27 protein-coding genes, 1 other RNA gene and 2 pseudogenes are annotated in these 21,726 nt (G+C 65.2%); 17 read left to right on the forward strand and 13 right to left on the reverse strand.

Annotation, left to right across the window (positions count from 1 at the left end; translation table 11 throughout):
• Positions 1-435, reverse strand: a pseudogene (locus NI18_RS26500) (hypothetical protein); the annotation flags it as partial.
• Between the two features lie 93 nt (positions 436-528).
• Between NI18_RS26500 and NI18_RS04805 the strand changes: the two are divergent.
• Positions 529-1,434, forward strand: a complete 906-nt coding sequence (locus NI18_RS04805) for an NAD(P)/FAD-dependent oxidoreductase (protein WP_037528512.1) — start codon at positions 529-531, stop codon at positions 1,432-1,434.
• Positions 1,435-1,497: 63 nt separating this feature from the next.
• On the opposite strand, the gene rimM is transcribed toward NI18_RS04805, so the two are convergent.
• The 3 genes from rimM to ffh all read right to left on the reverse strand — a co-directional run bounded on the left by rimM (position 1,498) and on the right by ffh (position 4,292).
• Positions 1,498-2,049: a ribosome maturation factor RimM gene (rimM, locus tag NI18_RS04810; protein ID WP_306286239.1), complete on the reverse strand. Its 552-nt coding sequence runs from the start codon at positions 2,047-2,049 to the stop codon at positions 1,498-1,500.
• 225 nt (positions 2,050-2,274) lie between these two features.
• Positions 2,275-2,697 carry a 30S ribosomal protein S16 gene (gene rpsP, locus NI18_RS04815; protein WP_031439660.1) on the reverse strand — a complete coding sequence of 141 codons (423 nt, stop codon included), beginning with the start codon at positions 2,695-2,697 and terminating at the stop codon, positions 2,275-2,277.
• A gap of 65 nt (positions 2,698-2,762) precedes the next feature.
• Positions 2,763-4,292 (reverse strand): signal recognition particle protein, encoded by a 1,530-nt coding sequence (gene ffh, locus NI18_RS04820; protein WP_031439661.1) that lies wholly within the window; start codon positions 4,290-4,292, stop codon positions 2,763-2,765.
• Between the two features lie 306 nt (positions 4,293-4,598).
• Here ffh and NI18_RS04825 point away from each other — a divergent pair, with 306 nt between their 5' ends.
• From NI18_RS04825 to NI18_RS04840, 4 genes are all read left to right on the forward strand, one after another.
• Complete coding sequence (locus NI18_RS04825; RefSeq protein WP_052148995.1) at positions 4,599-6,224, forward strand: EAL domain-containing protein; 1,626 nt, start codon at positions 4,599-4,601, stop codon at positions 6,222-6,224.
• A 116-nt stretch (positions 6,225-6,340) separates the two neighbouring features.
• Positions 6,341-7,588 (forward strand): tRNA (N(6)-L-threonylcarbamoyladenosine(37)-C(2))-methylthiotransferase MtaB, encoded by a 1,248-nt coding sequence (mtaB, locus tag NI18_RS04830; RefSeq protein ID WP_037528517.1) that lies wholly within the window; start codon positions 6,341-6,343, stop codon positions 7,586-7,588.
• A complete protein-coding gene (gene ftsY / locus NI18_RS04835; protein ID WP_031396330.1) occupies positions 7,585-8,520 on the forward strand; it encodes a signal recognition particle-docking protein FtsY in 936 nt (311 codons plus the stop codon). Before mtaB ends, ftsY begins: the two co-directional genes overlap by 4 nt.
• Positions 8,521-8,566: 46 nt before the next feature.
• On the forward strand, positions 8,567-9,178 hold the full coding sequence (locus tag NI18_RS04840) for a septation protein A (RefSeq protein WP_268745756.1): 612 nt from the start codon (positions 8,567-8,569) through the stop codon (positions 9,176-9,178).
• A gap of 49 nt (positions 9,179-9,227) precedes the next feature.
• On the opposite strand, the gene NI18_RS04845 is transcribed toward NI18_RS04840, so the two are convergent.
• Together NI18_RS04845 and pspF are read right to left on the reverse strand one after the other, a co-directional pair.
• Positions 9,228-9,842, reverse strand: coding sequence for a superoxide dismutase (locus tag NI18_RS04845; protein ID WP_031439664.1), 615 nt, complete (start codon positions 9,840-9,842; stop codon positions 9,228-9,230).
• Between the two features lie 104 nt (positions 9,843-9,946).
• The gene (gene pspF, locus NI18_RS04850) at positions 9,947-11,008 is read right to left on the reverse strand and encodes a phage shock protein operon transcriptional activator (protein ID WP_031439665.1); all 1,062 of its coding nucleotides are present in this window, start codon (positions 11,006-11,008) and stop codon (positions 9,947-9,949) included.
• A 174-nt stretch (positions 11,009-11,182) separates the two neighbouring features.
• Here pspF and NI18_RS26505 point away from each other — a divergent pair, with 174 nt between their 5' ends.
• The 9 genes and pseudogenes from NI18_RS26505 to NI18_RS04890 all read left to right on the forward strand — a co-directional run bounded on the left by NI18_RS26505 (position 11,183) and on the right by NI18_RS04890 (position 14,316).
• On the forward strand, positions 11,183-11,317 hold the full coding sequence (locus tag NI18_RS26505; protein ID WP_260171278.1) for a hypothetical protein: 135 nt from the start codon (positions 11,183-11,185) through the stop codon (positions 11,315-11,317).
• Between the two features lie 40 nt (positions 11,318-11,357).
• Positions 11,358-12,023 carry a phage shock protein PspA gene (gene pspA, locus NI18_RS04855; protein ID WP_031439666.1) on the forward strand — a complete coding sequence of 222 codons (666 nt, stop codon included), beginning with the start codon at positions 11,358-11,360 and terminating at the stop codon, positions 12,021-12,023.
• A gap of 1 nt (position 12,024) precedes the next feature.
• Positions 12,025-12,333, forward strand: coding sequence for an envelope stress response membrane protein PspB (gene pspB / locus NI18_RS04860; protein ID WP_037528521.1), 309 nt, complete (start codon positions 12,025-12,027; stop codon positions 12,331-12,333).
• 1 nt (position 12,334) lies between these two features.
• Complete coding sequence (pspC, locus tag NI18_RS04865; protein ID WP_031396336.1) at positions 12,335-12,718, forward strand: envelope stress response membrane protein PspC; 384 nt, start codon at positions 12,335-12,337, stop codon at positions 12,716-12,718.
• A 27-nt stretch (positions 12,719-12,745) separates the two neighbouring features.
• A pseudogene (locus NI18_RS04870) lies at positions 12,746-13,046 on the forward strand (hypothetical protein).
• 11 nt (positions 13,047-13,057) lie between these two features.
• On the forward strand, positions 13,058-13,327 hold the full coding sequence (locus tag NI18_RS04875) for a hypothetical protein (protein WP_031396338.1): 270 nt from the start codon (positions 13,058-13,060) through the stop codon (positions 13,325-13,327).
• Between the two features lie 21 nt (positions 13,328-13,348).
• Positions 13,349-13,588 (forward strand): hypothetical protein, encoded by a 240-nt coding sequence (locus NI18_RS04880; RefSeq protein WP_031439668.1) that lies wholly within the window; start codon positions 13,349-13,351, stop codon positions 13,586-13,588.
• A gap of 12 nt (positions 13,589-13,600) precedes the next feature.
• A complete protein-coding gene (locus tag NI18_RS04885; RefSeq protein ID WP_031396340.1) occupies positions 13,601-13,840 on the forward strand; it encodes a hypothetical protein in 240 nt (79 codons plus the stop codon).
• Between the two features lie 68 nt (positions 13,841-13,908).
• Entirely contained in the window at positions 13,909-14,316 is a 408-nt protein-coding gene (locus NI18_RS04890) for a SufE family protein (protein WP_081874150.1), read from the forward strand.
• Here NI18_RS04890 and NI18_RS04895 read toward each other — a convergent pair.
• Positions 14,313-14,675 carry a (2Fe-2S) ferredoxin domain-containing protein gene (locus NI18_RS04895; RefSeq protein WP_342211109.1) on the reverse strand — a complete coding sequence of 121 codons (363 nt, stop codon included), beginning with the start codon at positions 14,673-14,675 and terminating at the stop codon, positions 14,313-14,315. The genes NI18_RS04890 and NI18_RS04895 overlap by 4 nt on opposite strands.
• A complete protein-coding gene (locus NI18_RS04900) occupies positions 14,660-15,199 on the reverse strand; it encodes a J domain-containing protein (protein ID WP_031439670.1) in 540 nt (179 codons plus the stop codon). Before NI18_RS04900 ends, NI18_RS04895 begins: the two co-directional genes overlap by 16 nt.
• Before the next feature lie 216 nt (positions 15,200-15,415).
• Here NI18_RS04900 and NI18_RS26510 point away from each other — a divergent pair, with 216 nt between their 5' ends.
• From NI18_RS26510 to NI18_RS04910, 3 genes are read left to right on the forward strand one after another with little or no spacing between them, the layout of a single operon-like run.
• The gene (locus tag NI18_RS26510) at positions 15,416-15,769 is read left to right on the forward strand and encodes a SulP family inorganic anion transporter (protein ID WP_306286240.1); all 354 of its coding nucleotides are present in this window, start codon (positions 15,416-15,418) and stop codon (positions 15,767-15,769) included.
• Positions 15,766-16,995 (forward strand): SulP family inorganic anion transporter, encoded by a 1,230-nt coding sequence (locus NI18_RS04905; protein WP_306286241.1) that lies wholly within the window; start codon positions 15,766-15,768, stop codon positions 16,993-16,995. The genes NI18_RS26510 and NI18_RS04905 overlap by 4 nt, the downstream gene beginning before the upstream one ends.
• Positions 16,992-17,630, forward strand: coding sequence for a carbonic anhydrase (locus NI18_RS04910; protein WP_031439672.1), 639 nt, complete (start codon positions 16,992-16,994; stop codon positions 17,628-17,630). The genes NI18_RS04905 and NI18_RS04910 overlap by 4 nt, the downstream gene beginning before the upstream one ends.
• A gap of 15 nt (positions 17,631-17,645) precedes the next feature.
• On the opposite strand, the gene NI18_RS04915 is transcribed toward NI18_RS04910, so the two are convergent.
• From NI18_RS04915 to NI18_RS04930, 5 genes are all read right to left on the reverse strand, one after another.
• A complete protein-coding gene (locus NI18_RS04915) occupies positions 17,646-18,068 on the reverse strand; it encodes a hypothetical protein (protein ID WP_128082087.1) in 423 nt (140 codons plus the stop codon).
• Between the two features lie 65 nt (positions 18,069-18,133).
• Positions 18,134-19,627 carry a hypothetical protein gene (locus NI18_RS04920; RefSeq protein ID WP_037528525.1) on the reverse strand — a complete coding sequence of 498 codons (1,494 nt, stop codon included), beginning with the start codon at positions 19,625-19,627 and terminating at the stop codon, positions 18,134-18,136.
• A 45-nt stretch (positions 19,628-19,672) separates the two neighbouring features.
• An RNA gene (gene rnpB, locus NI18_RS22060) (RNase P RNA component class A) lies at positions 19,673-20,061 on the reverse strand.
• Positions 20,062-20,072: 11 nt separating this feature from the next.
• Entirely contained in the window at positions 20,073-20,762 is a 690-nt protein-coding gene (locus NI18_RS04925; RefSeq protein WP_031396348.1) for an N-acetylmuramoyl-L-alanine amidase, read from the reverse strand.
• Positions 20,759-21,721: a DMT family transporter gene (locus tag NI18_RS04930; RefSeq protein WP_306286242.1), complete on the reverse strand. Its 963-nt coding sequence runs from the start codon at positions 21,719-21,721 to the stop codon at positions 20,759-20,761. The genes NI18_RS04925 and NI18_RS04930 overlap by 4 nt, the downstream gene beginning before the upstream one ends.
• Positions 21,722-21,726 lie beyond the last annotated feature (5 nt).

Genomic DNA, 21,726 nt, shown 5'->3' on the forward strand with positions numbered 1-21,726 from the left:
CCCCACCCGTCCGACCGAGCGATGCTTGTCGGTCGCGAAGTCGCGCAACTGGACGGGCTCGCATGACCACCGCCCCTCCCCCAGCGCCCGTCCGGCCAGCGACGTGCCGAGCGGCCCGGGGAACATCTCGGGGTACAGGGTCACGATCGTCGCCGCCCAGGGCAGCTCACCCGCCGCCAGCCGCGCCAGCCGCGCCTCCTCCTGCGCCGCGGCGAGGATTTGGGGCACGACGTCGGCGGGAAATTCACACCCCCGCGCCTTCAGCCATTTCAGGCGTGCAAGGAACGCGTCGGCGCTGTCCTCGACATACTCCGCCTCCACCCCGCACCGTTCGACGGCAGGCTCGGCGACCTGCGCGACGTACCGGCGCACCCCGTCCGCGGTGTGCGACGCATAGGCGTGGAGATCGCCTTCCGACCAACGACAATAGCTCATGCCGCACGCCGCTATCACTCCCGCGCCCGGCTTGCGATAGCGATCGAGCGTTTCGCCACCGGAACGGAATTGCCGCGCCGCGCTTATAGCGGGATGGACGATTGCATCATCATCGGCGCCGGCCCCGCAGGCCTCACCGCCGCGATCTATCTCGCGCGGTTCCACCTCTCGATCCGGCTGTTCGACTGCGGCAGCAGCCGCGCCGCGCTGATCCCCTGCACGCACAACCACGCCGGCTACCCCGAAGGCATCCGCGGCACCGACCTCCTCGCCCGGATGCTGGCACAGGCGGAGACCTATGGGGCGGTACGCGAGGCCGCGCGGGTCGATGCGATCGAGGTCGACAACGACGGCTTCACCGTCCGCCTCGGCGACCGCCGCGCCCGCGCCCGCAGCGTCCTGCTGGCAACAGGCGTCGTCAACAACCGCCCCGCCATGCCAGACGCGCTCCATGACGAGGCCCTGGAGGCCGGGCTTCTCCGCTACTGCCCGATCTGCGACGGCTATGAGGTCACCGACAAGCGCGTCGGCGTGATCGGCACCGGCGACCACGGCATGCGCGAGGCGCTGTTCCTGCGCGGCTACACCGCCGACGTGACGCTGATCGCCCCGGACGGCGGCCATGATCTCGACGCGACGTGCGAGGCCGCGTTGGACGACGCCGGCATCGTCCGCGTCGGCGGCCCTTGCGGCAACTACGCGATCGAAGACAACCGGTTCTCGCTCGACACGGTCGACGGGCGGCTGTCGTTCGACAGCGTCTATCCGGCGTTAGGCTCGGTGATCCGCTCGGAACTCGCCGTCGCCGCCGGCGCGCGCGCGACGGACGAAGGCTGCCTAGAGGTCGACGACCATCAGCGCACCTCGATCCCCGGGCTGTTCGCGGCGGGCGACGTGGTGAAGGGGCTCGACCAGATCAGCCACGCGATGGGCGAAGCCGGAGTGGCCGCAACGACCATCCGCAACATGCTGTCGGAGCAGCGCCCGATCCGGCGCTGACTTTGGATGCCTCACCGCGAAGGCGGGGCCCCCGCGTTCGTGAAAGAGCTAAGCTCGAAGGAACTATTCGGTAGCGAAAGACGCCTCGACTACGAGTCGTTCCGCATCCCACTCTGGAACCGCCTCAACGCGCATCGGCACCATGAACCGCTTTGCAGTCGGCCGTTCGATCTCGATCACGTCGCCCGCACCGAAATTATCGATTGCGACAACGCGTCCGATCGCCTCACCATCGGTAGAGACGACGGGGAGCCCGATCAGGTCGGTGTGGTAATATTCGCCATCCTCGAGCGGTGGCAACGACGATCGCGGCACCGTCAATTCGGTCCCGCGCATCGCTTCGGCAGCGTTCCGATCGGCGACCTCGGCAAAGCGAGCGATCGTGCCGTTGTTGCCAGGGCGCGCCGACTTGAGCGTCAGCGTACCGTCGTTGAAACTCTTATAGCCCGACATGGTCTCGGCAAAGACCTTCAGCCGCACTTCGCCGCCGATACCGTGCGCGCCGATCACGACGGCGAGCGTGACGCTACCCTTGCGCGGAGCCGGTGTCGGGTCCGGGGCTATCGTCGGCGCCTTCTGCGGGGTCTTCGGCGGAGACGCCTTCATTGCTGGCATCTTCGATGTCCTCGGGTGCGGGGGCTGTTCTTGGATCTGGATCGGGGGTCATCATGCGCTCCTTGTGGGTGATGGACCGACAAAGAACGCATGAACCGCCATTCGGGTGCGGGCGTGGCCCACTCCAAACCGTCATCCTGCGCTAGACCCAGGATCCAGAGCCAAGGACGCTGCCGTCTCTGGCGCTGGATCCCAGCCTTCGCTGGGATGACGTGGAAGACGATCTTACGAAGCGGCTTCTTCGGTCTCGGCAGGAGCATCCGCGTCGGCAGCAGGTGCCGCCTTTGCAGCCGCTTCGGCCTCGGCAGCTTCGGCCGCCTTGGTCGCACGCTCTTCAGCGCGCTCGGTGGCCTTCTCGCCGGGCTTGCCCTTGTTCGGGTTGTTGCGGGCCGAACGCTCAAGAACGCCTGCTGCGTCAAGGAAGCGGGCGACGCGGTCGGTCGGCTGTGCGCCGACGCTCAGCCAATGCTTTGCGCGATCGGCGTCGAGCTGCACGCGCTGCTCGTTGTCCTTGGCGAGGAGCGGGTTGTAGTTGCCGATCTTCTCGATGAAGCGGCCATCACGCGGGCTGCGCGCATCGGCAACGACGATCTTGTAATAAGGACGCTTCTTGGAGCCGCCACGTGCGAGACGAATGTTAATTGCCATGATATTTTCCTTCGTTTTCTAATATTTCGCCCGGCAAACGCCGGGGTAATGGGTTGAGTAAGAGGTTATTTCTTCTTCAGAAAATCGTCGAAGCCCGCAGGCAGCTGTGGCATCTTCCCGCCCAGACCCGGCAGGCCACCCCCGGAATTGCCCCCAGGGAGCCCACCTGCGCCGGCCTTGTTGAGCATGTCGCCCATCTGCGGCCCGCCGATCGCGTTACCGATGCCGCCAAGACCGCCACCCATGCCGCCCTTGCCGAGCATCGCCATCATGCCCTTCATGCCGCCCATCTTCTTGATCTTCTTCATGGCGGTCGACATTTCGAGGTGCATCTTGAGCAGCTTGTTGACCTCCTGCACCGTGGTGCCGGAGCCCTTGGCGATGCGGATCTTGCGCTTGGCGTTGATCAGCTCGGGCTTGGCGCGCTCCTTGATGGTCATCGATCCGATCATCGCATCCATGTGGACGAGAACTTTCTCGCCGCCGACCGAAGCGACCGCGCCCTGCGCCTTCTTCATGCCGGGGATCATCCCCGCCAACGCGCCGAGCCCGCCCATCCGCTGCATCTGCGCCAGCTGAGCCCGCAGGTCGTTCATGTCGAACTGACCCTTGGCCATCTTGGCCGCCATCCGCTCGGCGTCTTCGGCCTGGATCGACTCCGCGGCGCGCTCGACGAGGCTGACGACGTCGCCCATGCCGAGGATCCGCCCGGCGACCCGCTCGGGATGGAACGCCTCGAGCGCATCGAGCTTCTCGCCGGTACCCGCAAACTTGATCGGCTTGCCGGTAACCGCACGCATCGACAGCGCCGCACCGCCGCGCGCATCGCCGTCCATCCGGGTCAGCACGATCCCCGTCAGCGGCACCTGATCGGAGAAGTTCTGCGCGACGTTGACCGCATCCTGACCCGTCAGCGAATCGACGACGAGAAGGATCTCGGCCGGGTTCGCGACGTCGGCGACCGCCTTCATCTCGTCCATCAGCGCCTGATCGACATGGAGGCGACCCGCGGTATCGAGCATCAGGACGTCGAAGCCCTGCAGCTTGGCCGCCTGCATCGCGCGCCGTGCGATATCGACCGGCTGCTGGCCGGTGACGATCGGCAAGGTCGCGACCGAAATCTGCGTGCCGAGCGTCGCGAGCTGTTCCTGCGCGTTCGGGCGATTGACGTCGAGCGACGCCATCAGCACCTTCTTGCGATCGCGCCCACCCGGCCCTGCCGACAGCCGCTTGGCGATCTTGGCGGTGGTGGTCGTCTTGCCCGAGCCCTGAAGCCCGACCATCATGATGATCGCGGGCGGCGTGACGCCCAGATCGAGCTCGGACGCATCCGCGCCCAGCATCTCGACCAGCGCATCGCTGACGATCTTGACGACCTGCTGCCCCGGCGTGACCGAGCGCAGGACGTTCTGGCCGATCGCCTTCTCGGTCGCCTTATCGACAAAGTCGCGCGCAACGGGCAGCGCGACGTCGGCTTCGAGCAGCGCTACACGAACCTCGCGCATCGCCGCGCGCACGTCCGCTTCGGTCAGCGCACCCCGGCCGCGAAGGCGGTCGAAGACGCCGCCAAGACGATCGCTCAGGCTTTCGAACATCGAGACACTCCCAATCACCATTACCGGACACATGACGACGCCCAACGCAAAAGCGCCGGCTGGCGAAACCTCGCCGGCCAGCGTGCATCCTTGGATGCTCGTCACATGTGCCCCGTAACGGAACGTGGCGTGCTGCTTACGCGACCCGGGCCGCCGACGCAAGCGACCCGTCCGTCGATGCGCTGCGACGGCGTCCAGCGTCAAAGTCCCTCCCCGGCATATTGGACGGATCGACGCTCTTAACCGGTCCTACACTTATGCTATGTCATATGTGTGTCCGCCCCGACCTCACAGGCGATCCAGCCCATGACCGCACCGCCGGCGGCGACCCGTTCGCCCCGCACCATCAACCGGGAATTCGTCACCGGCGCCGTGACCGGGGCTGCAGCGTTGATGCTCGTCGGTACGGGCGGCGCCGTTCTGGTCGGCATCTTTGCCCGTCTGACGGGACGCAGTTCCGGTATCGACCAAGGTCTGGTTGTCGCCGTGCTGCTCAACGTCGCGCTGTTGCTCTTTGGCTGCCTGCGCTATCGCACGCTCACTGCCGAGCTCAACGAGGCGACCGATGCGGGTCATCGCGCCCGCGTTCTGGCACAGCGGGATTCGCTGACCGGATTCCTCAATCGCCGCAGTCTGTCCGAAGATGGCGCGACCCTGTTCGGCAGCGCGAGACGCCGGGGCAAGGTGGTGGCGATGCTCACGATCGACGTCGACTTCTTCAAGAGCGTCAACGACATGCACGGCTATGCCGTCGGCGACCAGGTGCTCGTCCATGTCGCGGAAACGATCGCGGCCATCGCCCCCACATCAAGCCTTCTGGCACGCTTGGGTGCGGACGAGTTCGCCTGCGCCTTCGTCTTCGATCCGGCGCATCAAGGGGTAGCCGATCGGATCGCGGAGCGTCTCGTCACCGGCTTCGCGCGGCCCTTCCGTGCGAACGGCGTCGACATTCACGCCACCGTGTCGATCGGTGTCGCGCGTTCTGACGCGGACTGTGCCTCGATCGACGCGCTGTTGCGCAACGCGGACATCGCCCTCCACGCGGCCAAGACGGCGGGCCGCAATCGCCACGTCTGGTTCAACACCGCGATGGAGCAGTCGCTGCAGGTGCGTGGCGAGCTCGAGTCCGGACTTCGCCTCGCGGTCGCCGCGCAGGACATCATTCCTTATTTCGAACAGCAGGTGGATCTCGCCACGGGGCTTACCACCGGGTTCGAGGTTCTGGCGCGCTGGGACCATCCAACACGCGGGATGATCCCCCCGGACGTCTTCATCCCGATCGCCGAGGAGATCGGCGTCATTGGCGACCTGTCACTGTCGCTCATGCGCCAAGCCTGTACTGCGGCACGCGACTGGGATTCGGCGCTGACGCTGTCGATCAACATTTCCCCGGTACAGCTGCGCGACGCATGGCTGGCGCAAAAGATCATCCAAACGCTGGTCGAGACGGGCTTTCCCGCCAGCCGGCTCGAGATCGAGGTCACCGAAAGCGCGCTGTTCGACAATCTGGCGCTTGCCCAGTCGATCGTCGGCAGCCTGAAGAATCAGGGCATCCGGCTGGCGCTCGACGATTTCGGCACCGGCTTTTCGAGCCTTGCGCATCTGCGCGCGCTCCCGTTCGATCGCATCAAGATCGACCACAGCTTCGTCGCGTCGATCCTCGACAATGCGGAGAGCATGGCGATCGTCAACACGATCGTCCGGCTTGGCGACAGCCTGAACCTGCCGGTCACCGCCGAGGGCATCGAGGATGCCGCGGTCGAGGAGCGGCTGCGCGCGCTCGGCTGTGCCAAGGGACAGGGCTATCTCTACGGTCGCCCCATGAACGCCGCGCAACTGCGTCGACTGCTCGCCGAACAGCGCCTGCTCGCACACCAGCCCGATGGCGACTTCCCGCCGGTCCGCGGCATTGCGCCACGACTCGCGGGCTGATCGCGGACCCGCTCCGGCCTGACCACGGACGTCCCGACTGCCCAGCGGCCATCCTTACTCCAGCCCGGCGCTGCAAGCCGTGGACTTTGCCCCCCGCCCCTCCTAGATCGCGCATCATGCCGTCTGCCCCGCTGCCAGAGGTCGTCAGCCTCGGCTGCCGTCTCAACATCGCCGAAAGCGAGACCATCCGCGCGCTCGTCGCCGGGCGGGACGTGGTGGTGGTCAACAGCTGTGCCGTCACCAACGCGGCAGTAAAGGCGACGCGGGTTGCGATCCGCCGGGGCCGGCGCGATCGCCCGGATGCGCAGATTGTCGTCACCGGATGCGCAGCGCAGATCGACCCGGGTGCCTTCGCGGCGATGCCCGAGGTCGATCGCGTGATCGGCAATGCCGACAAGCTCTCCCCAGCCGCATGGGCCACGCTCGCACCGGTGGTCGTCAGCGACATCATGCAGGTTCGCGAAACCGCGCCGCATCTGGTTGCTAGCTTTTCGTCGCATGCCCGCGCCTTTGTGGAAGTCCAGAACGGCTGCGATCATCGCTGCACCTTCTGCGCGATTCCCTTCGGACGCGGACCAAGCCGCTCCGTCCCCGCGGGCGCGGTCGTCGACCGGGTCGCCGGGCTGGTCGATGCGGGACACCGCGAGATCGTGCTGACGGGCGTCGACCTGACCAGCTATGGCCCCGACCTTCCCGGCGCCCCCACGCTCGGCCAGCTTGTCGAGCGCATTCTGCACGCGGTGCCGCGGCTCGAGCGGCTCCGTCTGTCGTCGCTCGACGGCATCGAGATCGACGACCGGCTCTTCGCGCTTCTGACGACCGAGCCCCGGATCATGCCGCACGTCCACCTCTCGCTCCAGGCGGGCGACGACATGGTGTTGAAGCGGATGAAACGACGTCATTCGCGCGCCGAGAGCGTGGCGCTCGTCCAGCGGCTCAAGACCGCCCGTCCCGACATCGCGATCGGCGCGGACCTGATCGCCGGGTTTCCGACCGAGGACGAGGCGATGTTCCAGAACACGCATGCGCTGATCGCTGACTGCGACATCGTCCATTCGCACATCTTCCCCTATTCACCGCGGGCCGGCACACCCGCCGCCCGGATGCCGCAGGTCGAGCCCGAGATCCGCCGCCGACGCGCCGCGATCCTCCGCGAGACGGGCCAGGCTGTTCGCGCGGCATGGTTGCAGAAGCTGGTTGGGACGACGCAGCACCTGCTGGTCGAACGTCCGGGCGACCGCGGCCATGTCGGAAATTTCGCGGAAGTCCTGCTGGACGCGCCTGCGGCACCCGGCGACATCCTTCGAATCACGATCACCGGCGTTCTGGGCGAGCGCCTGAGCGCAACACGGGAATCCCTATGAGCACCACCCCAAGCTGGCACGACAAACTCATCGGCGGCTTCAAGCGTACCTCGGACCGGCTCGTCGGCAATCTCGCGGGCCTCAGCGGCGCGCGGCTCGACGATGCGACGCTCGATGAGATCGAGGAGGCGCTGATCGCATCGGACCTCGGTCCCGAAACCGCCGGCCGCATCCGCCATCGTCTTGCCGAGGGCAGTTTCGAGCGCAACATGGAAGAGCTCGGCATCCGCGTCATCGTCGCGGAAGAGGTCGAAAAGGTCCTCGCCAAGGTCGCCAAGCCGCTCGAGATCGACGCCTTCCCGCGCCCGCAGGTTATCCTGGTGATCGGCGTCAACGGGTCGGGCAAGACCACCACCATCGCCAAGCTCGCGCATCTCCTGATGGAACAGGATTACGGCGTCATGCTGGCGGCGGGCGACACGTTCCGCGCCGCTGCGATCGGCCAGTTGCGCACCTGGGCCGAGCGCGTCGGCGTGCCGATCGTCACCGGACCGGAAGGCGGCGACGCAGCGGGCGTCGTCTGGGATGCGGTAAAGAAGGCGACCGAGACGGGGATCGACGTGCTGATCGTCGACACCGCCGGCCGTCTGCAGAACAAGCGCGAACTGATGGACGAGCTCGCCAAAATCCGTCGCGTGCTCGGCCGTATCAATCCCGAGAGCCCGCACGACATCGTCCTCGTCCTCGATGCGACGACGGGGCAGAATGCGCTCCAGCAGATTGAAGTCTTCAAGGAGGTGGCGGGCGTGACCGGCGTCGTGATGACCAAGCTTGACGGCACCGCGCGCGGCGGCGTGCTGGTCGCAGCGGCGGAGAAATACGGCCTGCCGATCCACGCGATCGGTATCGGCGAAGGCATGACGGACCTGCGCCCGTTCGACGCAAACGAGGTCAGCCGGATCATCGCGGGCGTCGAAAGCGTCCGAAAATAACACGCCGCCCCGCTCTCCGGTCTTACCGCAATTCCTGGATACAATAGTGACCAAGCCCCCCTTGTCTCCCGGCCTGCGCATGGCGATCGATTATGGTCCGCTGGCGATCTTCTTCGCGGTGAACTTCCTCACCCCCGGCGCACCGATCGCGCGCGTGGTCACCGCGACGACCGCGTTCATCGTCGCGACGATCGTCGCGATGATCGTCTCGAAGGTAAAGGCGGGCCATATCTCGCCGATGCTGTGGATGTCGGGTGCCCTGATCGTCGTGTTCGGCGGCCTGACGATCTATTTCCATGACCAGCGCTTTATCCAGATGAAGCCCACGATCATCTACGCGATGTTCGCCGCCATCCTGACCTTCGGGCTGGTGACCGGGCGCCCGCTGCTTCAGTCGCTGCTCGGCACCGCCTATCCAGGACTGACCGCCGAGGGCTGGCGCAAGCTCACGCGCAACTGGACCGTGTTCTTCGTGTTCATGGCAGTGTTGAACGAAGTCGTCTGGCGGAACACCACGTGGGATTTCTGGGTCGGCTTCAAGCTCTGGGGCGCGATCCCGATGACGTTGATCTTCGCCTTTGCCAACATCCCGATGCTGCTCAAGCATGGATTGCAAACGGGCGACAAGGCCGTCACCGACCTGCCGCCCGAAGGGTAATCCTTTTCCGTCATCCCGGCCAACCCGGGATGACGGTAACGGGATCGGCTCAGCCAGCGACCTTCGCGTAACGCTCGCCGACGACGTCCCAGTTCACGATATCCCACCACGCCTTCAGATAGCCCGGACGATCATTCTTGTACGTCAGGTAATAGGCGTGCTCCCAGACGTCGTTGCCGAGCAGCGGCGTACCGGGCTCCTTGGCATCGTCCATCAGCGGGTTGTCCTGGTTCGGCGTGCTCGTCACCTTCAGCTTGCCGCTGTCATCGGCGATCAGCCATGCCCAGCCCGATCCGAACTGCCCTGCACCCTTGGTGTTGAACTCGTCCTTGAGCTTGTCGAGGCTACCGAAGTCGCGATCGATCGCTTCGGCGAGCCTGCCCGACGGCGCCTGCCCCGTCTTGGCTGCCATCGTCTTCCAGAAAAAGTCGTGGTTCCAGAAACCGCCGCCATTGTTGCGCACGAGCGGTGGCTGCGACGAGATCATGCCGAGGATATCCTCGATCGACTTGCCCGCGAGCGCGGAGTCCTTCTCGACGCCCTCGTTCAGCTTGGCCGTGTATGCCGCATGATGCTTGTCGTGATGAAACTTCATCGTTTCCTGATCGATCACGGGCTCGAGCGCGTCATAGGCGTAAGGCAGCGGGGGAAGTTCGAAAGCCATCAGGAGTCTCCTCAAAGACAATGGGTGAATGGGGTCGGACGTCAAACGCCCGCGGCCCCCAAATGGTCCCCGGACGGTCGTTACACAAGCGGACCGGACGTCGATCAGCCGCTGGCGTGCAACAGCTCGTGCCGCTTGAGGGCATGTCGCAACTGATCATAGCTGAGCCCGAGCGCCTCGGCGGTAGCGCGCTGGTTGAAGCGATGCTCGGCCAGCGCGCGCGACAGCAGGTCACGCTCGAACCGGGACACGCGCGACTTGAAATCCGACGGCCCGTCCTCGCACGCGACGACCGGATCGTCGGCGTCATCCTCTGCCGCGTTACCAGTCCCGCCGGCAGACGGCGCCACCGCGGCCGGCGGCTGGATTGGCTTGCGATCCGCAGCGCCTGGCCTGTGCGGCGACTGGAACGGATCGATCTCGATCGCATCGATCGGCCCCTCATGCTCCCAGCGATAGACCGCGCGTTCGACGACGTTACGCAGCTCGCGGACATTGCCCGGCCAGTCATAGTCCGCGAGAGCAGTGCGTGCGGAGGGTCCGAACCCCTCCCACCGCTCGCGCCCGAGCTCGGACGCCATTCGTCGACCGAAATGGTCCGCCAGCACCATCACGTCACCCGCCCGCGCACGCAGCGGGGGCAGCGTGACGACCTCGAATGACAACCGATCGAGAAGGTCGGCGCGAAATTCATGCCGCATCACCTTGTCGGGCAGATGCTCGTTGGTCGCAGCCACGATCCGGACGTCGACGCGCAGCGGCCGCGACGAGCCGATCCGCGTGATCTCGCCATATTCGACGGCGCGCAGCAACCGGTCCTGCGCCGCCATCGACAGCGTGCCCAGCTCGTCGAGGAACAGGGTTCCACCATCTGCCTCCTCGAACCGCCCGACCCGTGCCTTGGTCGCACCGGTGAAGGCGCCGGCCTCATGTCCGAACAATTCTGCCTCGATCAGCGTCTCGGGCAGCGCGGCGCAGTTCATGATCACGAGCGGCTGGTCCCAACGCGGGCTCAGCCGGTGGAGTCGCTCGGCGACCAGTTCCTTGCCCGTGCCGCGTTCCCCGATCACGAGCACCGGTCGGTCGAGCGCCGCCGCGCGCGACGCACGTTCGAGCGCTCCCATGAACGCGCCGGACTGGCCGATGACCTGCGTTGTTCTCTCCATTGCCAAAGTGTGGCGGAAATTCCCAACGCATAGCAAGGAACAATCTGCGCGCTCGACGCTCAGCCGGCACAACCGCATGATTTCCGGGCTTTTCTAAAACTGGCACGACTGATGCAAAGCTTTGGACAACCCGCCCAAAGGCGGAACCAACCATCGCCTCAAAGGGGACTCATCATGATCAAGACCGACATCGTCCGCACCGTCGCAACGCTCGCCTGCACCTTCGTCGTCAGCGCCACCTTCATTCTCGCGGCGGTGGCGCCCGCGCATCAGGCGCCCGCTACGCGACACACCGCAATCGTGGCATAAGGTTCGTCCGCCGCACGAAGATCCCTGGAGTAGAATTTACATGGGCATTTTTTCCCGCACCCGCGACATCGTCGCCGCCAACTTCGCCGACCTCATCGAGAAGGCGGAAGATCCGGCCAAGATGATCCGGATGATCATCCTGGAGATGGAGGAAACGCTGGTCGAGGTCCGCGCCTCCGCCGCGCGCACCATCGCGGACCAGAAGGAGATGCGCCGCCATATCGCCAAGCTGGAACAGCTCCAGGAAAACTGGACCGAGAAGGCCGAGCTCGCGCTGAGCAAGGACCGCGAGGATCTTGCCAAGGCTGCGCTGGTCGAACGCCAGAAGGCGTCCGACATGGCCGAGCAGCTCAAGGCGGAAGTCGGCGTCCTCGAGGACGCGCTTAGTGCCTCCGAGGCGGACATCGCCAAGCTGCAGACCAAGCTGCGCGAGGCGCGGACCAAGCAGAACGCAGTTCAGACGCGGCTGGAAAGCGCGAACAACCGCACCCGGCTTCGCGAGATGTACAACGGCCCGAAGACGCACGAGGCGTTCAGCCGCTTCGACATTCTCGACCGACGTGTCGACGAGGCCGAGGGTCGCGCCGACGCGATGGGGCTCGGTGTCGTCAAGACGCTTGAGGAAGAGATCGCCGAGCTGCGCAGCAACGACAAGGTCGATGCCCAGCTCGCCGCGCTCAAGGCCCGCCTGAAGAAGGACGACTGAAATGGATTTCGAAGGACTCGTCGCCATTCTCGGCGCGCTCGTCGGGCTGCCCTGGCTGATCCTGCATTATGTCACCAAGTGGAAGACCGCACCCAAGATCACCGATGAGGACGAACGACTGCTCGACGAGATGCAGCTCCTCGCCCGCCGGCTCGAGGACCGGGTGCTGACGGTCGAGCGGATCATCGCCGCCGACAATCCCGACTGGAAGCCTGGGCTCGGCACCAGCCAGTCGTCCTATCTGTCCGATCGCCAGGCTGACCGCCCGATCGACACCCGCTTTGAACGCAACATGGATCGGAGGAACTGAAATGTCCGCCAGCCGCACCCAATTCTACCTCGACAAGCAGAACGCCAAATGGAAGGGCGTCTGCGCGGGGATCGCCGACTATACCGGGATCGATGTACTCATCGTCCGCGTCTCGGTCGTCCTGCTGACGCTGGCCGGGGGCTTTCCCTGGACACTGATCGCCTATTGGCTGGTCGCGTGGATGGGACAGCCAAAGCCGTTCGGTCTGTACGAAACACCCGACGACGCGAAGTTCTGGCAAGGTGTCCGCTCGAACCCGAAGCGCTCGACCGCAGAGGTCCGCAGCAAGTTCCGCGACATCGATCGTCGTCTCGCCGACATCGAGACGCACTATACCAGCCGCAGCAGCAGCAGCCTCGCGGCAGAGATCGACAGCCTGCGCTGAGACGCGGCGTAGACGGGGAGAATGACGATGAATTGGGGTGGACCGGGCTTCGTCGTCGCGATCATCGCGATCACGACGATGGGATGGGTGATCAACAACTGGATCCGCGCAAAGCACGGCTATGCGCTGGCGGATGAGTGGAGCGGAAAGACGCACCGGGTCGACCGAACGCGCCCGCAAGCTGGAGCTACTGTCCGGTGAGAACGAGCGCCTGACCGGCCAGGTCTCCCGTCTCGAAGAGCGGATTGCCGTTCTTGAGCGCATCGCCACCGATCCCGCGGAGCGTACCGCCCGCGAGATCGAGGCTCTCCGCCTCCAGCCGCGATAGAGGACGCCGCCATGATCAGCCCCCTGCTCATCCCCATCCTCGGCATATCCTGCGGCCTGCTCGCGATCTTCGGCGGCGTCTTCGTGAAGCCCTGGTTCGCCTATCGGCAGCGCCGGATGGAAATCGATGCACAGCTCGTCGCTGAAAAGTCCGCACAATATGCGGCACAGAATGAACGTCTCGAACAGCGCGTGAGGGTGCTGGAACGGATCGTCACCGACCGCGGGATCGGCCTGGCGGACGAGATCGACCTGCTCCGCGACGAGCGCCCCCTAAACTAATCCGTATTCAGGAGCTGACCGATGAATCCCTTCACGATGGTCGTCTGTATCGTTTTGATCGTGGCGGTCTCCCGCGTGCTCCGGGCGCGGTACCAAGCCCAAGGATCGCTTTCCGCCCCGGCTGACACCGCCGACACGCTGCGTCTGCGCGACGAGGTGCGCCAGATGAAGGAGCGCATCCAGGTGCTCGAACGCGTCATCACCGACAACCACAAGAGCGTCGATCTCGACCGAGAGATCGAGCGGCTCCGCGACCGCTAGGAGGAGGCGGACATGACCGAACCGAACGTCTATATCACGCTCGCGCTGACCGGCCTGGTGGCGCTCGCGATGATCGTCACCGCGGGACTCGCCGGCTGGCGCGGCTGGCTGTCGATCAGGCGCCTGGAGATCGACCAAGCGCACGACACCGGCCTGCCCGTGGCGGTGTCGACTGGCGCGCGCATCGAGATCGCAGACCTGAAGGAACGCATCAAGAAGCTGGAGGCGATCGCCGCCGGGGTCGACCTGTAGCGCGGCAATCGTGTCCTGCCGCACGCGCAGCGGTTGCGGGCGAGATGACGCGGGAGTACCGCGACGCCATGCCCAAGCTAGCCGATATCCATGAGGAATATGACTTCCTCGAACCCGACGACCGCTACCGCCTTCTGATCGACCTCGGACGCGATCTCGAACCAATGCCCGATGCGCTGAAGACCGATGCGACGCTGGTTCGCGGCTGCTCGGCATCCGTGTGGGTCTATCCGATGAAGACCGACGACGGCCGGCTCCATTTCCTCGCGGACTCGAACGCCGCGATCACAAAGGGGATCATCGCGCTCGTCCTTCAAGCGGTGCAGGACCAACCGCCGGCGGCGATCGTCGCGACCGACATCGGTGCGGAACTGGCGCCGTTCGATCTCGGCAAGCAACTCAGTTCGAACCGGACGCAGGGAATTCCGAACATGATCGCGTTGATCCGCGAGACCGCCGAACGCTACGCCAGCTAGGCGGCTTTGAGGCCGTCTTCCACCCGGGAAGGGGACGGCGGAGCGGCATCACCCCCGCGCAGCGTCGTTACGATCTCGCCAACGTCGGCGCCGGCGGGGACCAGCATCCACAGATCCGGCTTGGCCGCATCGATCATCACGACCGCATTCTTGGGGCATACCCCAAGACATTTGACTTCGACCACGCCGCGGTCGGCCTTGCGGCCCTTCTTCAGCCCGAGGGCAGCGCGCAACAGCTTGGCAAGCGATGTACGGCGCTTGTCGCCGAACCCGCCTTCGAGCTTCTTCGAACATTTGCCGCAGACCAGCACGCTGCCCTGCCAGCGGCTTGCCAGCACGCGGATCACGCCGGCTTCCACGTCCGTGCATCCTCCGCGGCGCGAAGAACCTCATAGGCGGCCTGCACGCCTTGGAACCGCGTCGCGGCATCCTTGTCGCCCGGACGCACATCAGGATGATTGGCCTTGGCCATCCGCCGCCACGCGGCACGGACATCCTCGAACGTCGCATCGGGTTCGAGCTGCAGCACTTCAAGCGCGCGCATCTCGTCGCGCGACCGGCTGCCGTCGCCCGACCCCGCCCAGGCATAATGCTTCGGATCCGCATAGCCGTCCGCGGTACGCGTCTCCGCCGCCTCGCGCTCGGCGGCTTCCTCGGCGCTCAGACCTTCGAAATAATTCCAGCCGCGATTATACTCGCCCGCATGCGTCATGCAGAAATACCAGCGGTCCGGGCTGTTGGGCGATTTCGGCGCCGGGCAATTGCCGGGTTCGTTGCAGCCGTGCCGGTCGCACAATCGAACCGTCACCGCCTCGCTGCTCGAGCCATAGCCGCGCCACCGCGGAAATCCCCAATCGGGTGTTCGTGTCGTGCTTCGCGCCATAGCCGTCCGAGATAGGCGTCCCCACCGACAACGCAACCGCGTACCGCACCGCCAAACGAGGAAGCCACGCGCCCGCACCTGCGGCCGGAACCGACATTGCGCCTTGAGTCAGGAGGCGTTCATCGCCTAATGAACATGAATAAATTGTCATCTGGCATAGGGTAAAGCGTCTGCTCCGGGCGCATCCCGGCCGACGTCGCGGCGACAGGAGCCCTGGTGCAAACTCTCATTCCGAAGCTAAGCACGTGGCGGGCCGATCTTCCCGCGTCGATCGTGGTTGCCCTTGTCGCCCTGCCCCTGTGTCTGGGCGTTGCGCTAGCGTCAGGTGCGCCACTGTTCGCGGGTGTCATCGCCGGGATCGTCGGCGGCATCGCCGTCGGGCTCTTCTCAAAATCTCCCTTGTCGGTCAGCGGACCGGCTGCAGGCTTGACCGTGATCGTCCTCGCGGCGATCGAAAGCATGCCGAGCTACCAGATGTTCCTGATGGCCGTCGTGCTGGCGGGCGTGCTTCAGATCGGCTTTTCGCTAACGCGCGCGGGTATCCTCAGCGAATTCGTGCCCTCCTCGTGATCACCGGGATGCTGGCCGCGATCGGCCTGATCCTTATCCTCAAGCAGATTCCGCACGCGGTCGGCTTCGACCGCGAGGCCGAGGGGATCTTCGAATTCTCCACCGCCAACGGCGTCAACACCTTCTCGCGAATCATCGACAGCCTGAGCGCGAGCGTGACCCCCGGTGCGATCCTGATTGCCGGGATCAGCCTGGCATTCCTGTTCTGGTGGGACGGCGCGAAACCGAAGAATGGCCCGCTCCGGTTTGTCCCCGGCCCGCTCGTCGTCGTCCTGATCGGCGTGCTCGGCAACGCGCTGCTGGGCGCGGTCAAGCCTGATTGGCAGCTCCAGGCGACACATCTCGTCCAGGTACCCGTCACGCAGAAGCTTTCCGAATTTCCCACGCTGTTCACGCTCCCGGACTTTTCCGGTATCAGCATGGGCATCGTCTGGACGACTGCGGTCACGCTCGCAATCGTCGCGAGCTTGGAGTCGCTGCTCAGCGTGAAAGCGGTCGACGAGATCGATCCGCGCCGTCGCTCCACCGACAAGAACTGGGAGTTGCTCGCGCAGGGCGGGGGTAACATCCTGTCGGGAATGATCGGCGGGCTTCCCGTCACGTCGGTGATCGTCCGATCGTCGGCCAATGTCGACGCCAAGGCGGAGAGCAAGCTTTCGACCATGCTCCACGGTTTCTGGCTGCTGATAAGCGTTGCACTGATCCCGTCGCTGCTTAACCTGATCCCGCTCTCCGCGCTTGCCGCGGTGCTGATCGCGACCGGTTACAAGCTGACCAAGCCGAAGCTGTTTCTGGAACGCTACAAGCAGGGCTGGACGCAGTTCATCCCCTTCGTCGTCACAGTCGGCGCGATCCTGTTCACCGATTTGCTCGAGGGCATCGTGATTGGCATCGTTGTCGGCTTCGTATTCGTCATTGCACGCAACTTCCGTACCGCGATCACCTTTGCCTGCGATGGCGACGACTGCCTCGTCCGTGCGCGCCGCAACCTGTATTTCATCCACAAATATGAATTGCAGAAGTCGCTGAACCGCGTGCCCGATAATACGCAGGTGCTGATCGACCTGTCGTCGACCAGTTATGTCGACCTCGACAATATCGACATCATCAACGCGTTCATCAAAGGCGCGGAATATCGCGGCATCACCGTCAGCCTGCGCGGCGATATCGCCGGCAAGCGTGCCGCGTTGATCAACGCGCCATCGAGCGAGGTTCTGTACACATGAGACGCTACAAACAATTGCTGCTCGCCAACAAGGCCTGGGTTGCAGAGCATACCGACGAAAATCCCGACTTCTTCAGCCGTCAGACGGTCGGCCAGAAGCCGGAATTCCTTTGGATCGGCTGCTCGGACAGCCGCGTCAGCCCCGAACAGATGACGATGACTCAGCCGGGCGGGATGTTCATCCACCGCAACATCGCCAACCTCGTCAACGATCACGACCTGAACCTGATGTCGGTGCTGCAATATGCGGTCGACGTGCTGAAGGTGAAGCATGTCATCGTATGCGGCCATCACGGTTGCGGCGGCATCATGGGTACGCTGCAAGGCGGGCTGGACGGCCCCGTGGACGAGTGGCTCGACACAGCGCGCGAAGTACTGCGCGATCACCGCGACGAGATCGATGCGCAGCCGACCCAGGAAGCGAAGGTCAACCGGTTCGTCGAGGTCAACGTCCGCGACCAGCTCGTTCGCCTCGCGCGTACCAAGACGGTGCAGGATGCATTCGCCAAGGGCCAAGAACTGGCGCTCCACGGCTGGGTGTACGACATGCGCGACGGCCACATCAAACCGCTGATGGAGATCGCCGCCGATACGGTTCTCGACGAGATCGGCCGGCCGGAGAAGGTGCTGGTGTGACGTCAGTCCCTCCCCCTACGGGGAGGGCAGAATCATCCCGGCATCTTGAACCGGACATTCTGGGAAAGCCCGCCGCAGCCGACACCGCCATCGGGGCGAAACGTCTTCGTATATCGGCGCCGCGACGGTCTGTGTGCCGGCCTTGGTGAAAACGAACGGCGGATAGCTGAGCACGGCGCGCTCGTTCAGCACCTTGCCGTCCGGCCCCACATCGAACTGTGTCCGGGTCCAGCCTTCAAATCCCCAGATGCGGGCCTCATCCGGGAACGTGCCGCCGGCCGAAAGGAATCGGGGCGGGGCATCGAGGATCGCGCACTGGCTGGCCGCCAGCCCCGACCGGTCGAACGTGGCACGTGCCGCCACCGGATCCCCCGCCTGCTGCTGTAGCGACGCCAGCCGGATCAGCGCACCGACACGCATCGGGTCGTTCGCTGCCAAACCCTTGTCGTCCGCGACCGCCTGTAACGGCGCCACACGCCGGCTTCGGCTTCTGGTCGAGTCCGCTATGAGCAGTTGCAGCGCCGATCGCGCTTGCGGATCCTGCGCATAACCGGGCTTCGACAGCAGCGGCGTGATAGCGCGGGCATAGGCACCCTGCTTCCAGCTATAGGCACTTTCGGTCTCACGCACACGGATGTCGAGCGGGAGCAGCGCGATCGGCGGGGCGCCGTTTGCCTGAGCAATAGCGACGCCCGCTGCGCCAGCTCATGCGCCTCCTCACGACCCACGACCGCATTGCCGACGAGCTGGTACAAGGGTGGCAGCGTGGCGAGCGATGTCGGCCCCGACTTGCCCTCCGCCGCCGCGAGTGCGGCACGTTGCCCGACGATGGCGGCGGCATCCGCGCCACGTTCGCGTACCGGTATCGAAAACCCCTTGGACTCGAGCCAGGCCGCCATGTCCGCGTCGAGAAACTTGGTGATCGACGGCCGCTCGAACGCGGTCGAGCAGCGCATCTCGACGCGGATATTATAGCGGAAGAACGCGGGAAAGGACTTGGTCTGCTCGGGCGTCCATGACCAGTCGCGGACGGCACGCGCAAATTCGAGCGCCACCGCGCCACCGCCTGCGGCATAGATGGGCGAGACGCCGCGTACCACGCCGTCATTGTCGATCGTGAATTCGACGACCGCCATGTCCGCAGGCCTCAGATCGGCCTCGCCACCGCAGGCGGGTACCTCCATCTGTACCGCCGGATCAAACTCCCCCTTGCTCAACCGGCCCGCGCCGGTCATCGCCATGTACCGGCGGGCCTCTTCGCTCTTACCCGCCAACAGTGACGCGATCGCCGCATCTGACCGCGCGGAAACGTCGCGCGAATCTGTCTGCGACGTCATCCCGCCATAAAATTTGACCGCCTCAACCGCTTGCGTCCGCGCCTGTTCATACTGCCCCCGGTTCAGCGCCAGGATCGCGCGCCGCCGCGCGATCAGAGCCTTTACATCCGCATCGGCAGGCGCCGTCCGGACGAGCGCATCGACCTTCGCAAGGGCTGCATCCGCGGCGGCGGGATCGGTGAACGTCGTCGTGTCAGCTAGGGACAACAGCGCCGCGACCTTCAGCGACGCTCCGTCCGCCGCAGCGGCGGCGCTCGCAAACGAAACGCTCGCCCCCGCATAATCGAGCGCATTCTGCGCAATGAGGCCCAGATCAAAATAGGCCCGCCACCGATCCTCGGCGAGCGTCGGGTCCTTCGCAGGCAACAGCGCGAGGCCGTCGCGTGCCGCGGTCACCGCATCGTCTGCGCGATCGAGCTTGAACAGTGCCGCACTCTTGCGGATCAGCGCAATGCCCCGGCTCCGCGATCCCGGCTTGGTTCGTGCTTCAAGCGTCGTCCAGGCCGCAAGCGCAGCGGTACTGTCGCCCTTCGCATCCAGCGCCGCGGCCGCTTCGAAATCCTGCTGCACCGTGGTTGCGGGCCCCTGTGCCGCGACCTGCGCAGCGATCGCCGCCATCACGATGCCTGCACCCATCAGTCCTGCCCGGTCGATACGCATCACATCCCCCACGTCTTTCGGGCAGTCTGCATGCGATCGGGCGAGGATGCCAGAGGGTCTGTAAGCCGGGTTCTGTCCATTTCCGACCCTTCGGTCGAAAGTTGGGCGACCATTCCTCTAGGACGACGGTTGCCCGCCGCCTCAAGCAATCAACCCGGGTGACGAGCCGGAACGAAGCCCATGTGCCACCCCTATTCGATCTTGCTCCCGGTGGGGTTTGCCGTGCCGCCCCTGTTACCAGGCGCGCGGTGCGCTCTTACCGCACCCTTTCACTCTGACCGCCCCGACTTGCGCCGAGGGTTGGCCGTCTGCTCTCTGTGGCACTGTCCCTGGGGTCACCCCCGCCGGGCGTTACCCGGCACCGTCGTTCCGCGGAGCCCGGACTTTCCTCGCGGATGCCATTACAACATCCCCGCGGTCGCCCGACCCTCTGGCGCGCCGATCCCTAGTCGTCGCCCATCGGTTTGGGAAGCAGCAAAGCGAGCAGGATGCACCGGCATTCCGCATCGATCTCGCCGTCTACAAGCTCGGGGCGAAACCGGCGCTGGAACGCCATGATCGCCGCCATCCGGTTCTCCACGTCATAGCCGAACCGTTCGAGCGCGAGGCAGAAGCCGCCCTCCGTCCAGCCGGGATCCATCAGATTCTTGGTCGGCCGCGGCAGCGCAAGCCGGCGTCGCGCCAGTTCGTGCCACGGGAACAACTCGCCGGGATCGCGCTTGCGCGTCGGCGCGATGTCGGAATGACCGACGATGTTACCCCGCGTGATCTCGTGGCGGTCCTTGATCTGCGCCACCAACGGCAGCAGCGCGGCGATCTGTTCCGGCGGGAACGGGCGATAGCCGAACTCATGCCCAGGATTGACGATCTCGATGCCGATGCTCGCCGAATTGACGTCCTCGATCCCGCGCCAGTGCGATCGTCCCGCGTGCCAGGCGCGCTTGTCCTCGGCGACCATCCGCAGGACGGTACCGTCCTCCTCGATCAAATAATGCGCCGACACCTTCGCGTCCGGATCGCGCAGGCGGGCAATCGCGGACGGGCCGTCCTGCATGCCGGTATAGTGCAATACGATCATGCTGACAGGCAGCGTTCGGTCGTCGAAATTCGGTGACGGCGTCTCGATGATCGTCAAGCCAGCTTCCCCTCCAGCCGGTCCGCGCGTGCGGTCCGGATCGTGACGATCGCGACGCCGAGCATCGCAACGCCTCCGCCTGCAAGCATCAATAGCGTCAACGGGTTGCCGAAGTAATAGGCCGCGGCGAACACAGAGATAATTGGTGCGGCGAGCGTCATCGGCGTGACAACGCTAACCGAATGACGCTGCAACAGCCACGACATCGAGCCCTGGCCGATCACCGTCGATCCGATCGCGGAAAACGCCACCCAGCCGACCGTGCGGAGCGGCAGGTCAGGGATCGCGCGCATCGCTACGGGCTCGGTGATCATCGCCACGACCGCCATTACCAGGCTCCCCATCAGCCCGACCCAGGCATAGATCGTCAGGACCGGCACGCCGACGAGCCGCCGCTGGATCAGCGAGGTGATCGCCCAGATCAGGCTTGCCAGCGCGGTCAGCGCAAGACCGGCGCCCTCGCGCGCTGCCGACGGATCGAAGACCAGCAGCACCACTCCCAGGATCGACAGGCCTATCCCCAGCATCCGGGGCCAGTGGATCCGTTCGCGAAAAACGACGATCGCGAGCAGCAGCGCGAACGGGACGCCAAGCTGGCCGGCGATCGCCAAGGCGCCGATATTCGTCGCGACCGACAGCGACAGATTGATCACCAGATAGAAGATGCCGCCCGACAACAGTCCGAGCAGTGCCAGCGTCGCGGTCCGTCCCGGCACCAGCCGGAACCAGCTCGCGCAGACTGCGAACACGATGACCTGACGCAGGAACCCGGCCGTCATCGGCGCGATCTCCGTCACCGCCATCTTCACGGCGATGATGTTGAGCCCCCACAGCACGTTCATCACGACGACGATCGCAAAGTCGCGCAGGCCGAACCGATGCGTCGCTGGAGGTGCGGCCTGGATCGTCATCCCCCAACGCTTGCCGGGATCGGGCCGCGATGTAAACCGCAGCGGCACTCTAT

It is taken from the genome of Sphingomonas sp. Ant20 (genome assembly GCF_000783375.1).
Lineage (GTDB): Bacteria > Pseudomonadota > Alphaproteobacteria > Sphingomonadales > Sphingomonadaceae > Sphingomonas > Sphingomonas aerolata.

Bases quoted from the DNA above. Each gene is read 5' to 3' on its own strand.
- NI18_RS04805 (WP_037528512.1), top strand. From the start codon at position 529: ATGGACGATTGCATCATCATCGGCGCCGGCCCCGCAGGCCTCACCGCC.
- rimM (WP_306286239.1), bottom strand. From the start codon at position 2,049: ATGCCAGCAATGAAGGCGTCTCCGCCGAAGACCCCGCAGAAGGCGCCG.
- rpsP (WP_031439660.1), bottom strand. From the start codon at position 2,697: ATGGCAATTAACATTCGTCTCGCACGTGGCGGCTCCAAGAAGCGTCCT.
- ffh (WP_031439661.1), bottom strand. From the start codon at position 4,292: ATGTTCGAAAGCCTGAGCGATCGTCTTGGCGGCGTCTTCGACCGCCTT.
- NI18_RS04825 (WP_052148995.1), top strand. From the start codon at position 4,599: ATGACCGCACCGCCGGCGGCGACCCGTTCGCCCCGCACCATCAACCGG.
- mtaB (WP_037528517.1), top strand. From the start codon at position 6,341: ATGCCGTCTGCCCCGCTGCCAGAGGTCGTCAGCCTCGGCTGCCGTCTC.
- ftsY (WP_031396330.1), top strand. From the start codon at position 7,585: ATGAGCACCACCCCAAGCTGGCACGACAAACTCATCGGCGGCTTCAAG.
- NI18_RS04845 (WP_031439664.1), bottom strand. From the start codon at position 9,842: ATGGCTTTCGAACTTCCCCCGCTGCCTTACGCCTATGACGCGCTCGAG.
- pspF (WP_031439665.1), bottom strand. From the start codon at position 11,008: ATGGAGAGAACAACGCAGGTCATCGGCCAGTCCGGCGCGTTCATGGGA.
- NI18_RS26505 (WP_260171278.1), top strand. From the start codon at position 11,183: ATGATCAAGACCGACATCGTCCGCACCGTCGCAACGCTCGCCTGCACC.
- pspA (WP_031439666.1), top strand. From the start codon at position 11,358: ATGGGCATTTTTTCCCGCACCCGCGACATCGTCGCCGCCAACTTCGCC.
- pspB (WP_037528521.1), top strand. From the start codon at position 12,025: ATGGATTTCGAAGGACTCGTCGCCATTCTCGGCGCGCTCGTCGGGCTG.
- pspC (WP_031396336.1), top strand. From the start codon at position 12,335: ATGTCCGCCAGCCGCACCCAATTCTACCTCGACAAGCAGAACGCCAAA.
- NI18_RS04875 (WP_031396338.1), top strand. From the start codon at position 13,058: ATGATCAGCCCCCTGCTCATCCCCATCCTCGGCATATCCTGCGGCCTG.
- NI18_RS04880 (WP_031439668.1), top strand. From the start codon at position 13,349: ATGAATCCCTTCACGATGGTCGTCTGTATCGTTTTGATCGTGGCGGTC.
- NI18_RS04885 (WP_031396340.1), top strand. From the start codon at position 13,601: ATGACCGAACCGAACGTCTATATCACGCTCGCGCTGACCGGCCTGGTG.
- NI18_RS04890 (WP_081874150.1), top strand. From the start codon at position 13,909: ATGCCCAAGCTAGCCGATATCCATGAGGAATATGACTTCCTCGAACCC.
- NI18_RS04900 (WP_031439670.1), bottom strand. From the start codon at position 15,199: ATGGCGCGAAGCACGACACGAACACCCGATTGGGGATTTCCGCGGTGG.
- NI18_RS04910 (WP_031439672.1), top strand. From the start codon at position 16,992: ATGAGACGCTACAAACAATTGCTGCTCGCCAACAAGGCCTGGGTTGCA.
- NI18_RS04920 (WP_037528525.1), bottom strand. From the start codon at position 19,627: ATGCGTATCGACCGGGCAGGACTGATGGGTGCAGGCATCGTGATGGCG.